The sequence below is a fragment of the Polaromonas sp. P3_C2 genome (assembly GCF_056402675.1).
In genome coordinates this window covers 1-11,698 of record NZ_JBFUGX010000044.1, presented here as the reverse complement: position 1 = coordinate 11,698, position 11,698 = coordinate 1, and the positions used below count along the sequence as shown (strand labels likewise).

Annotated in this window: 13 protein-coding genes; 2 read left to right on the top strand and 11 right to left on the bottom strand. The window is 65.1% G+C overall.

Annotation, left to right across the window (positions count from 1 at the left end; translation table 11 throughout):
- The 9 genes from AC1DWI_RS03665 to AC1DWI_RS03625 all read right to left on the bottom strand — a co-directional run.
- Window positions 1-507, bottom strand: a 507-nt coding sequence (locus AC1DWI_RS03665; RefSeq protein ID WP_477724392.1) for a P1 family peptidase, incomplete at its 3' end; no start/stop codon positions are given.
- 18 nt (window positions 508-525) lie between these two features.
- Window positions 526-1,422 carry a glutathione ABC transporter permease GsiD gene (gene gsiD / locus AC1DWI_RS03660; RefSeq protein ID WP_477670742.1) on the bottom strand — a complete coding sequence of 299 codons (897 nt, stop codon included), beginning with the start codon at window positions 1,420-1,422 and terminating at the stop codon, window positions 526-528.
- 68 nt (window positions 1,423-1,490) lie between these two features.
- Window positions 1,491-2,411: a glutathione ABC transporter permease GsiC gene (gene gsiC / locus AC1DWI_RS03655; protein ID WP_477670337.1), complete on the bottom strand. Its 921-nt coding sequence runs from the start codon at window positions 2,409-2,411 to the stop codon at window positions 1,491-1,493.
- A gap of 42 nt (window positions 2,412-2,453) precedes the next feature.
- A complete protein-coding gene (gene gsiB / locus AC1DWI_RS03650; protein ID WP_477670336.1) occupies window positions 2,454-4,004 on the bottom strand; it encodes a glutathione ABC transporter substrate-binding protein GsiB in 1,551 nt (516 codons plus the stop codon).
- Window positions 4,005-4,076: 72 nt separating this feature from the next.
- Window positions 4,077-5,978, bottom strand: a complete 1,902-nt coding sequence (locus AC1DWI_RS03645) for a dipeptide ABC transporter ATP-binding protein (RefSeq protein ID WP_477670741.1) — start codon at window positions 5,976-5,978, stop codon at window positions 4,077-4,079.
- Between the two features lie 26 nt (window positions 5,979-6,004).
- Window positions 6,005-7,015, bottom strand: coding sequence for an isoaspartyl peptidase/L-asparaginase family protein (locus AC1DWI_RS03640; RefSeq protein WP_477670335.1), 1,011 nt, complete (start codon window positions 7,013-7,015; stop codon window positions 6,005-6,007).
- Window positions 7,012-7,971, bottom strand: coding sequence for a MurR/RpiR family transcriptional regulator (locus AC1DWI_RS03635; RefSeq protein ID WP_477670334.1), 960 nt, complete (start codon window positions 7,969-7,971; stop codon window positions 7,012-7,014). The genes AC1DWI_RS03640 and AC1DWI_RS03635 overlap by 4 nt, the downstream gene beginning before the upstream one ends.
- Before the next feature lie 354 nt (window positions 7,972-8,325).
- Complete coding sequence (locus AC1DWI_RS03630) at window positions 8,326-8,628, bottom strand: hypothetical protein (RefSeq protein WP_477670333.1); 303 nt, start codon at window positions 8,626-8,628, stop codon at window positions 8,326-8,328.
- Between the two features lie 98 nt (window positions 8,629-8,726).
- Complete coding sequence (locus AC1DWI_RS03625) at window positions 8,727-9,293, bottom strand: flavodoxin family protein (RefSeq protein WP_477670332.1); 567 nt, start codon at window positions 9,291-9,293, stop codon at window positions 8,727-8,729.
- An 88-nt stretch (window positions 9,294-9,381) separates the two neighbouring features.
- Between AC1DWI_RS03625 and AC1DWI_RS03620 the strand changes: the two genes are divergently transcribed.
- A complete protein-coding gene (locus tag AC1DWI_RS03620; protein WP_477670331.1) occupies window positions 9,382-9,831 on the top strand; it encodes a VOC family protein in 450 nt (149 codons plus the stop codon).
- On the opposite strand, the gene AC1DWI_RS03615 is transcribed toward AC1DWI_RS03620, so the two are convergent.
- Window positions 9,800-10,435, bottom strand: a complete 636-nt coding sequence (locus AC1DWI_RS03615; protein ID WP_477670330.1) for a LysE family translocator — start codon at window positions 10,433-10,435, stop codon at window positions 9,800-9,802. The two genes, AC1DWI_RS03620 and AC1DWI_RS03615, sit on opposite strands and share 32 nt — an antisense overlap.
- Window positions 10,436-10,452: 17 nt before the next feature.
- Window positions 10,453-10,974, bottom strand: a complete 522-nt coding sequence (locus tag AC1DWI_RS03610) for a hypothetical protein (protein WP_477670329.1) — start codon at window positions 10,972-10,974, stop codon at window positions 10,453-10,455.
- A 99-nt stretch (window positions 10,975-11,073) separates the two neighbouring features.
- On the opposite strand from AC1DWI_RS03610, the gene AC1DWI_RS03605 reads away from it, so the two are divergent.
- Window positions 11,074-11,698 (top strand): helix-turn-helix transcriptional regulator (locus AC1DWI_RS03605; protein ID WP_477724391.1); only part of this gene is annotated, 625 nt, incomplete at its 3' end.

Genomic DNA, 11,698 nt, shown 5'->3' with positions numbered 1-11,698 from the left:
GCTCGACATGCCGCGACCGGCGCCGACCGAACCTTCCTCCACCTCCACACCTGCCTGTTCGCAGGCCTGCAGGTAGTGCTGCCCGGTGACAGCCATGCGCTGGATGTCGTTGAGAAAGCCGTCGTTGCATTCAAACACCAGCGGGTTGACCGTTGGCAGGCCGCGCCCCGTTTCGGGGTTGGCCGCAACGCACTGTTGGATCTGCGCTGTGGCCACGGCGGCAGCCGAAAAGGTGTTGGTGAGCGCAATCGGCGTCTCCAGCACGCCGAGTTCCTCGACCTGCATCAGGCCTACGCTCTTGCCGAAACCATTGAGCACGACAGCCGCGGCCGGGACCCGGTCTCGGAACAGGTCACCGGCATGGGGGCGCACCACCGTCACGCCCGTTTGCAGCTCGTTCGCGTCCAGCGTGCAGTGGCCCACGGTCACACCGGCGACGTCGGTAACGGCGTTGCGCTGCCCGTGCGGCAGGCTGCCGATGTGGGGCAGCAGATGGCGGGGTGTCACGACGCGGCCTTGCCCCGGCTACTGGCGGTCAAGCTTGGGGTCCAGCGCATCGCGCAGGCCGTCACCCAGCAGGTTAAAGGCCAGCACGGTCAGGAAAATGGCCAGGCTGGGAAACAGCGCGATGTGCGGCGCGTTCAGCATGTCAGCGCGCGCCTCGTTGAGCATGGCGCCCCATTCCGGGGTGGGCGGCTGTGCGCCCAGGCCCAGGAAAGACAGGCTGGCCGCCGTGATGATGGAGGTGCCTATGCGCATGGTGAGGTACACCACTACCGAAGACACCGTGCCCGGCAGCAGATGGCGCAGCATGATGACCGAGTCGGGAGCGCCTATGGAGCGCACCGCCTCGATGTAGGTCTGGTGTTTGAGCGAAAGCACATTGCCGCGCACCAGGCGCGCAAACGCCGGCACGCTGAACACAGCCACGGCCATGATCACGTTGACCATGCCGTTGCCCAGGATCGCGACGATCCCGATGGCCAGCAAAATGCCGGGAAAGGCAAACAGCACGTCGGACATGCGCATCACGATGCGGTCCCACCAGCCTTCGTAATAGCCCGCCAGCAGGCCCAGCAGCGTGCCGATCACGGCGCCTACGGCCACCGAGACCAGGCCCGCTGCCAGGGAGATGCGCGAGCCCATCAGGATGCGGCTGAAGATGTCGCGCCCCAGCGCATCCACGCCGAACCAGTGCTTGGCTGATGGCGGCGTGTTCAGCGCGTCGTAGTCAAAGAAGTTCTCCGCATCAAAAGGTGTCAGCCATGGTGCGAACACGGCCACCAGCACCAGCAGCAGCACGAAGCCGCTGGCCACCAGGGCCACGCGCTGGTTCTTGAATTTCCGCCAGAACTCGGAGGCAGGCGTGCGTACGGCAAGGGCCGTCAAGGGCACGCCGGTTTCTGCGCCGGGCTGCTCCATGGCGGGATGCGCGCTTTCCGCAGGCAACGGCTCACCTGCGATGGCAGCGTGTGGGTGTTCGGGGGTAGTCACTTGAAGCGGATGGTCGGGTTGATGATGGCGTAGAGCATGTCCACCACCAGGTTGATCAGGATGAATTCGAGCGAGAACAGCAGCACCAGCGCCTGGATTACGGGGTAGTCCCGCATCTCCACCGCGTCCACCAGCAGCCGGCCCATGCCGGGCCAGTTGAAGACGACCTCGACGACGATGGAGCCGCCCAGCAGGAAGCCGAACTGCAGGCCCATCATGGTGACCACCGGGATCAGTGCGTTGCGCAGCGCGTGTTTCACCACCACCACGGTTTCGGACAAGCCCTTGGCGCGCGCCGTGCGCACGTAGTCTTCCTTGAGGATGTCGATGAAGGAGCTGCGCGTGAAACGCGCCATCACGGCTGCCACGCCCGCGCCCAGCGTGAGGGACGGCAGGATGTAGTGCCGCCACGAATCGGCCCCGACGGTGGGCAGCCAGCCCAGCTGCACCGAAAAGAGTTGCATGAGCAGCATGCCCAGTGCGAACGAGGGAAACGAGATGCCCGAGACTGCCAGCGACATGCCCAGCCGGTCGGGCCAGCGGTTGCGCCACACCGCCGACACCATGCCCAGCACCAGCCCCAGCAGCACCGACCAGCCCATGGCTGCGATGGTGAGCCAGAAGGTGGGCGCGAAGCGCTCCGAGATCTCAGTCGCCACGGGCCGTTTGGTGCGGATGGACAGGCCGAAGTCGCCCTGCAGCGCATGGCTGAAAAAGCGCACGAACTGCTGCGGCATCGGCAGGTCCAGCCCCAGGTCGCGGCGCACCAGCTCCACGGTTTCGGGGCCGGCGTCGGGCCCGGCGGCCAGGCGTGCCGGGTCGCCGGGCAGCAGGTGCACAAACAGGAACACCAGCACGGCCACGATCAGCAGCGTCGGCAGCAGGCCCAGCAGGCGCTTGAGAAGGTAGTAGGTCATGCGGGAGCGGGTTTCTTCAGATTGCTGTTGCTGCTGCCGGGATTACTTCAGTTCCACGTCGTCGAAGTTGAAGCTGCCGTCCGGGATGACGTAGAAGCCTGCCAGATTGCGCGCACGCACCGACAGCAATTTCTCGGTCACMAGGAATGCCCAGGGGGCGTCTTTCCAGATGCGCTGCTGGGCGTCGGTGTACAGCTTGGCCTTCTCGGCACCGCTGGTGGTGACCAGCGCCTTGGCGATGTCGGCGTCTACTTCAGCGTTCTTGTAGTAGGCGGTGTTGAACATCTTGGGCGGCAGGGACTCGGAAGCCAGCAGCGGGCGCAGGGCCCAGTCGGCTTCGCCGGTGGATGACGACCAGCCCACGTAGTACATGCGCACCGGCGCCGTGGCAGGGTCCTGTGCGCTTTCCACGCGCTCCACGCGCTGGCCGGCTTCCAGCGCCTGCACCTGCACCTTGACGCCGACCTGGGCCAGTTGCTGCTGCACGAACTGGATCACCTTCTGAGCGGTGGTGTAGTTGTAGGCCGACCACAGAGTGCTTTCAAAACCGTTGGGGTAGCCGGCTTCCTTCAGCAGCTCGCGCGCCTTGGCCGGGTTGTAAGGCCAGGGGCCCAGCTTGGCGGCGTATTCCACGCCGTGCGGCACCACGCCTTCGGCAGGAATCGCGTAGCCCGAGAACACCACCTTGACCAGCGCCTCCTTGTTGATGGCGTAGTTGATGGCTTCACGCACCTTCGGGTTGTCGAAAGGCTTTTGCAGCGTGTTCATCGAGAGGTAGCGGTGGATGATGGACGGCGCGCTCGTCACTTCCAGGCTCGGCTTCTTCGACAGGCTGTCCACCGTCTCGGGCGGCATCGGGAAGGCGAAATGCGCCTCGTTGGTCTGCATCATGGCCGCACGCGTGTTGTTGTCGACCACCGGGCGCCAGGTGATGCTGTCCACCTTGGGGTAGCCCTTCTTCCAGTAGCCTTCCCACTTGGCAACTTTCAGGTAGTCGGTGGCCTTCCATTCGACGAACTTGAAGGGGCCCGTGCCTACGGGGTTCTGCGCGATGCCCTTGCTGCCGTACTTGGCCAGTGCCGCGGGCGAAATGATCACGCCGGAAGGGTGGGCCAGCGTGTTGATGAAGGGCGAGAACGGCTCCCTGAGCGTAAAGCGCACGGTGGTGGCGTCCACGGCCTCGATCTTGGCGATGTTCTTGTAGAGGTTGTAGCGCTTGAGCTTGTTGTCGGGGTTGGTCACGCGTTCGAAAGTGACTTTCACGGCTTCGGCATTGAAAGGCGTGCCGTCATGAAACTTGATGCCGGACTTGAGCTTGAAGGTGTAGACCAGCCCGTCCTTGCTCACCGTGTGGCTGTCGGCCAGCACCGGCACCATCTTCATCTCCTTGTCGAAACCATACAGACCCTGATAGAAGGATTTGGCTACGGCCTGCGACAGCGTGTCGTTGGAGTCATACGGATCGGTGCTTGTGAAATTGGACTGGACGGCCACGACCACATCTTTGGCGGCATGGGCCGGCGCGGTGGTGAGACCTGCCAGGCCGATCAGGCCAACCAGCGCGGCTGTGAGGGTGGAAAGACGATTCTTCATGAAAAAACTCCTTGAGGCGAAACGAGAGGCAAACACGGGAGACGGAAAGACAATGCGAAAGGCGAGTGGTGGTCAATAAGGGCCTCCTACCGAATGCCGTGCCACGAAATGCCCCGGCGCCACCTGGTGCAGCGGCGCCACTTGCGGCGCGTCGCCCACAGCGCGTATGGGGCTGGGAATCTCGTCGGCCATGAGTTCGCGCATCCCGCCGCGGCTGGCCGGGTCGGCAACCGGCACGGCCGCCAGCAGGCGACGCGTGTAGGCGTGCTGAGGGTTTTCGAACACGGCGCGGCGCGGGCCGATTTCCACGATCTGGCCCAGGTACATCACGGCCACGCGGTGGCTGATGCGCTCGACCACCGCCATGTCGTGCGAGATAAACAGGAAGGCGACGCCGAATTCCTGCTGCAGGTCCAGCATCAGGTTGATGATCTGCGCGCGGATCGACACGTCCAGCGCCGACACCGCCTCGTCGGCGATCACCACCTTGGGGTTGAGCGCCAGCGCCCGCGCAATCGCCACGCGCTGGCGTTGCCCGCCGGAGAATTCGTGCGGGTAGCGATGGGCCGCTTCGGCTGGCAAGCCCACCTTGCCCAATAGCCAGCGCACGCGTTCCTGCGCCTCCTGGGGCGAGGCGAGCTTGTGGATCAGCATGGGCTCCATGACCGAATAGCCGACCGTCAGCCGCGGGTCAAGCGAGGCAAACGGGTCCTGGAACACAAACTGGATGTCGCGGCGCAAGGCCTGCAGGGCCCGGCCCTTGAGCGCCGAGATGTCGCGCCCCGCGACCTCGACCTGACCGCTGTTGAATTCCAGCAGCCGGGCCAGCGAGCGGCCCGTGGTGGATTTTCCGCAACCTGATTCGCCCACCAGCGACAGCGTTTCACCGGCCTTGAGCTCGAAGCTGAGCTGCTCCACCGCATACACCTGCCGGCGCACGCGCCCGAGCAGGCCGCTCGCCAGCGGAAAGCGTGTGACCAGGTCCTGCACCTTGAGGACAGGCGGCAGGTCGTGGCGCACGGTGCTTGCGGCGCTGAAAGCCTGGCCGCCTTCGTCATCTTTGCCCTGCGGCGCGCCCGGCACCGCAAAGCGCGCTGGCAGGTCCTGCCCGTGCATGGCACCCAGCCGGGGCACCGCTGCCAGCAGGGCCTGGGTGTAGGGTTGTTGCGGCCTCACAAAGAGGCTGGCGCAGTCACCTTCTTCGACCTTGTCGCCGCGGTACATCACGAGCACGCGGTCGGCAATTTCGGCCACCACGCCCATGTCGTGSGTGATGAAGATCACCGCCATGGCCAGTTCGCGCTGCAGCTGCTGGATCAGCGCGAGAATCTGCGCCTGGATGGTCACGTCCAGTGCCGTGGTGGGTTCGTCGGCGATCAGCAGCGTGGGCTTGCAGGCCAGCGCCATCGCAATCACCACGCGCTGGCGCATTCCCCCCGACAGCTGGTGCGGATGGCGGCCCAGCACGTTTTTGGCTTCCGGGATGCGGACCAGGTTGAGCATGCGCAGCGCTTCGGCAAGCGCCGCCTTGCGTGAAAGCCCCTGGTGCAGGCGTATCGATTCGGCGATCTGCTCGCCCACCGTGAACACCGGGTTGAGCGAGGTCATGGGCTCCTGGAACACCATGGCCAGGTCGGCGCCGCGCAGGCTGCGCATCTGCGATTGCGAGGCCTGCGCCAGGTCAAGGCGCTCGCCGTTGCGGCGCGTCAGCCACATGCTGCCGCTGCCCAGGCGGCCACCGCCTTGCTCCACCAGGCGCATGAGGGCCAGCGATGAYACCGATTTTCCGGAGCCTGATTCGCCCACGATGGCGAGCGTTTCCCCGGCGTCGACGTGAAAGCTGAGGCGCCGCACCGCATGCACGGTGCGCTGCTCGCTGGCAAAGCTCACGCTGAGGTCGTTGACTTCAATCACGCGCTGGCGGCCGGCAGTGGGCGTGCCCTGTGCGCCGGGCGCCGTACTGGCGCGCGTCATGTCATCCAGTAGTCCGGGCAAAGCGGTCATGCGGCGCTTTCGTCGGCTTCGCCTGCGTAAATGGCGCTCACCGGCGCCTCACCCACGCGGGCCCAGCCACGGTACATGCCTTCGGTGTTGAAGGGAAGGCTCAGGTTGCCCTGTGCATCGACGGCAATCAGGCCGCCCCGCCCGCCGATGGCCGGCAGCACGTTCATGACCACTTCCCGGGCGGCCGCATCCAGCGGCATGCCGGCATAGGCCATGCGCGCGCAGATGTCATAGGCCGCTGCGGTGCGAATGAACATTTCGCCCGAGCCGGTGCAGGAAATGGCGGCCGTGCGGTTGTCCGCATAGGTGCCGGCGCCTATCAGGGGTGAGTCGCCGACCCGGCCGGCGCGCTTGTTTGTCATGCCGCCGGTGGAGGTGGCGGCTGCCAGGTTGCCCTGCGCATCCAGGGCAACGGCGCCCACGGTGCCGAATTTTCGGCCTTCGTCCAGGGGCGCAGCGCCGGCTGCGGGCGAGCGGAACACCAGCGCCGCGCCATCGTGATCCAGCACCGCCGTGTCGGCGGCGAGCGCGCGCCGCAATTGCTCGCGGCGTGCATCGGTCGAAAAATAATCGGGCGAGACCATCTCCAGCCCCTGCGCTTCGGCAAAGGCTTCGGCGCCGGCCGCAACCAGCAGCACATGTTCGCTGCGCTCCATCACGGCACGCGCTGCGCGCACCGGTCGGCGTACACGGCTCACGCAGGCCACCGCACCGGCGCGCAAAGTGGCGCCGTCCATCACCGCCGCGTCCAGCTCATGGGTCCCGTCGTGGGTGAAGACAGCGCCGTGCCCGGCATTGAAGAGCGGGCAGTCTTCAAGCAGGTCGACCGCCAGGCTGACCGCGTCCAGCGCGCTGCCGCCGCCGGCCAGCAGTTGCTGCGCGGGCCGCAGGATGCCCCGCAGGGCAGCGTGATACGCCGCGTTTTGTTCTGCGCTGATATGGCTGCGGCTCATGGTGCCGGCGCCGCCGTGGATGGCGATAAGGGGAAGGGGCTTGGGCCGTGTCACTTGGATGCCTTTGGCAGTTTCGGTTGGGCGCGGGGTTTGCGTGGGGCAGGTGCTGCGGCATCGGTATCGGGACGCAGCCGGTCGGCGTGGTTGCCGTGCAGCCAGGGCAGCACCGACTCGGCCAGCTGGGTTGCGGCTTTGAGCGAGCCTTTAGCGCGGTGAGCGACCGCGCTGCACAAGGCCTCTATCAGTGCCAGGACGGTGGCTTCGGAGTTGGCGAAGTACTGGCTTTCGGTATGGGCGTAGAGCGCGACGGTGGCCAGCGGCGCCAGCGGCGACGTCACGCGGTCGGTCAGCGCCAGCACCGGCACGCCAGCGTCGCGCGCGCGGCGCGCCAGCAAAATGGTGTCGCCGAAATAGCGCGGGTAGGCAATGGCGATCAGCAGGTCTTCGGGCTTGAGGCGTGCCAGCACGCGCGCGCCGTAGGACGAGCTTTCCATGCTGGCCAGGAGCTGGACGTTGTCGCAGTAAGGGTCCAGCGAGCGCTGCAGCAGCCCGCCCAGCCAGCTGCTGCTGCCAAAGCCGGCAATGTAAATGCGCCGTGCCTTCAGGATCGCCGCCACGGCCTGCTCACAGCTCTGGGCATCCAGCGACTGCCGTGTCAGGTCGATGTTGCGCTGGCTTTGCACCAGGGCGGATGCAAACACGTCTGCCACCGTGGCGGGGTGCTCAAGGTTGTTGCGCAGCTTTTCAACCGGCGCCAGCGTGGCTTCAAACCCCAGCACCAGCGCGGCGCGGAACTGCGGGTAGCCGTCAAATTCCAGCGCCCGGGCGAACCGGTTGGCGGTGGCCACCGAAACCCCGAGCGTGGCGGCCAGCTCGTCGATGGGCATGGTAGCTGCTTGCAAAGGGTGAGCCAGCACATAGTCGGCCATTTGCCGGTGCGAGCGCGTCAGCGTTGGCAATAAACGCCCAATACGCTGCGCCATTGAAGGGTTGCCAGGGAATGTCGCCATCAGGATTGGGAGTGGAACTGGATGTATATAAATTTACAAAACAATTCATGATAACGAAATTTTTGATCATTTCAAATCAAATTCAGGCACCGTGATGCGCGGTGGGGTGAGTGCTGGCCGTGACCGGGGGCAGGTTTCAGGCCTCACTGCCGGAAGGCAGATGCACTTCAGTGCATCGTTGTTTAAATGAATATAGCCTGCAATGCCGGTGGATTGTGCGCTGACAGCTATTAAAACAATAGCAAATGGAGTTGCCGCCTGATACGTCGGCCGGGATGTAGATACGTCGGCGATTCGGCAAGCAGCGATTTGCCCCGGTGAGGCATGGCCGCCATGAGGCCGTTTGGGCTTGCCCTAGGACTTGAGCTTCTTGTAGGCGTGGCCCATTTCAGGGCCCTTGCTGGTGTCTTTCAACCCCCGCCGCAGATCGCGCCCGGCTTGTTCGACTTCGGCACTGGATTGCCCGCCCGTCATGTCAACGGACTGGTCGCGCTCATGAGGCAGTTCCAGGCTGGCTTCGACAGAGGTGTCTTTGGACGAACCCGCCCGCTCAGGACGTGAGCTCTGGACGCGCGGAGTTTTCGCCGGCATGCCCTTGCCCGAGACGGGTTGCTCCAGGTTGTTTTGCCGTGCGGCAGCGGATTTGGAAGATGTCATGGCACCTACTGTCGGCCCCGCCCCCCGGCAGGGCTGTCAGCCCGAAAAGGCAGCGTTTGTAGGAAACGGCCACCTTGCCTGCGCGAAGCCCGCGCGGCTCAAGCGGCCAGGAACGTCGCGGCTTGTGCCGTGGCGGCGGCATCGGCTTTGACGGCGTCGGGTGGCCCGCCTTTGCCCCACAGTTCGCCGCCGTAGTTCATGGCCATGAACTGCGCGCAGAGCCTGATTGAGTCCACCATGGGCTGCGCTTTGGCGCGGTCGCCGCTGGTGGTGATCAGCCACAAGGTTTTTTTCGCCATCTCTTCCTTGAACGGCAGGCCGGGCACGCGCATCCAGGCGCTCCAGTGGTCGAGGTAAATCTTCAGCGGCGCCGGAATGCTGTACCAGTACACCGGGGCCACAAACACAATGTCGGTGGCGTCCATCGTGGCGTCCAGCAGCATCTTCATGTCGCCTTCCGGCATGGCGTACTGGCCCGTGGTGTGGCGCTGATCGACAAACAGCGGCATCCGCATGCGGGACAGGTGATGCCAGGCCTGGGGCGTGCCGGCCGGCAGTGCGGCGGCGGCTTGCTGCGCCAGCCACTCGGTGTTGCCCAATGCGCCGGGCTCGCGTGTGGAGGTGGCGAGGAAAAGAAATCGGGGGTTCGGATTCATGGCGGCCATGGTACTGGCTGCCGCAGGCCTTTGCTTGTGCAGGGTTTGGGTACGGCGTGCCAGAATAAAGCGCAGCCTCACTGGAGCCTTCCTCGCCATGATCCACATTCGCGACATCGACCACATCGTTCTTCGTGTCATTGACCTGCAGGGCATGCTGCGCTTCTACCAGCAGGTGCTGGGCTGCAGCCTGGAACGCCGGCAGGACGAAATCGGCCTGGTGCAACTGCGCGCCGGGCGTTCGCTGGTGGACCTGGTGCCGGTGGACGGCACGCTGGGCCGGGCCGGCGGCGCGGCGCCAGGCAAGGAGGGCCGCAACGTCGACCATGTCTGCTTTCGTGTCGAGCCCTTCGACGCAGAGGCGATTCATCGTCACCTGGCGGCCCACGGGGTTGAGGCAGGCAAGGTGGAGTCGCGCTATGGCGCCGAGGGCGAAGGGCCTTCGATTTATCTCAACGACCCCGAAGGCAACACCGTGGAACTCAAGGGGCCGGCATGGCCCGAGGGCGCCAACCCTAAAACTGCCGCCAGCCCTGCCATGCCGTGAAGCATGCGCCGGCGATCAGCACGGCACCCACGGCGCGCGCCATGGCAACACTGGCGCCCGGCCGCACCGCCAGCCATCGCCGGGTACCCGCAGCAGCCAGCGCCAGCGAACCGTATACGCCGCTTTGGGTAATGGCGATGATCAATCCAAGCGCCACAGCCTGAACCCAGAGCGAGCCGTATTCCAGCCGCAAAAACTGCGGAAAGATGGCCAGCATGAAAAGGTAGGCTTTCGGGTTGAGCAGGCAGGTGAGCGCGGCTTGCCGGAAGGTGCGCCACGGGGACGGCGGCTCGATGTCGGGCAAGGCGCCGAAAACAGATGTGCTGCGCATCAGTGACCACCCGATCCAGGCGATATACAGGCTGCCCGCCACCAGCATGACATTGACCATGCCCGGAACCAGCTGCAGCAGGATGCCCAGCCCCAGCGCGCCTGCCACGACGTGGCAAATACCGCCCGCCACAATGCCCGCCACGGCGAAGAGGCCGGCCCTGCGCCCGCCGGTCAATGAGCTGGCCATGACGAACGCCATGTCCATGCCGGGCAGGATGATGATGCCCAGCACCATGAGAAAAAACAGCCAGAGGTGTGCGAAGTGGTCCATCGACGAGCCTGTTTTTTTTAGCGGTGTACCGCGTGGTAAGCGGGGCGTGACAGGCTCATCACCCAGTTGGTTTCCCAGTGGCGGCCGTCGTCTTCCGAAAAGGCCTGTTCCCAGCGGGCGTGGGTAGGTGTGATGCCGGACCAGGTGAAACGAACCCGCACGGGCCGGCCTTCATGGCTGTCGTTTCCCTCAAACCGGCCTATGCCGCCGGCAAACGAGCCGGTCACCGGCGGCTGCAGCAAGCCGTTGTTCTGGCTGACCCAGTAAATGCTCCACAACCGCGTTTGCGGATTGAAAAACCGCAAGGCCATGCCGATGGTTTCCTTGTTTTCGGTGACGAGGTCGTTCATGTTGCCGAGCCCGCCCAGCAGCAGCGCGCCGTCCTGCACGGCTTCGAAACTTTCCCAGTCGGTACAGCCCTCCAGTCGCCGGCGCAGACGCTTGTTGCTGACCAGCCAACGCCCGGTAATGAAATTGAAATCGTGGCGCCCGTCGGTGAGCTCGGCAAGCTCCGGTGTGTGAGTCAGGGTGGTGGTCATGGCTTGAAGTGCATGTGGCACCGCAGTGGATATGTGAAAACCAGTCTAAAAAGGTAATAGGGCTGTTTCAGCCCTAATTAAGCGTTAGACTTTTTCACCATGTACTCCCCCACCACGCGCGTGCTCACCGTCCTGGAACTGCTGCAGTCCCACGGCCGGCTGAGCGGTGCCGAGCTGGCACGGCGGCTGCAGGTGGATGGCCGCACCCTGCGCCGCTACATCGCCAAGCTGGAAGACCTGGGCATTCCGGTGGTGGCCGAGCGTGGCCGCTACGGGTGCTACAGCCTGATCGCCGGCTTCAAGCTGCCGCCGATGATGTTCACCGACGACGAAGCGCTGGCCCTGTCGCTGGGCCTGCTTGCCGCGCGCGGCCTGGGGCTGGCTGAGGCAGCGCCTGCCGCGGAAAGCGCGCAGGCCAAGCTGGAGCGCGTGATGCCGTACCAGCTGAAAAACCGCGTCCGAGCGCTCGGTGAAACAGTGACGCTCGACATGCGCCATGCGGTGGCCCCCGGTGACAACACGGCGTTGCTGGCCTTGAGCACCGCAGCGCACGGCTGGCAGCGTGTGCACATGGCGTACCGTTCAGCCGACGACGATGTCACCGAGCGAGACTTTGACGCCTATGGCCTGGCATTTCGCCGCGGCCGCTGGTACGTGGTGGGCTGGTGCCATCTGCGCGGGGCGCTGCGCTCATTCCGCCTGGACCGTGTGCAGGAAGTCCGGC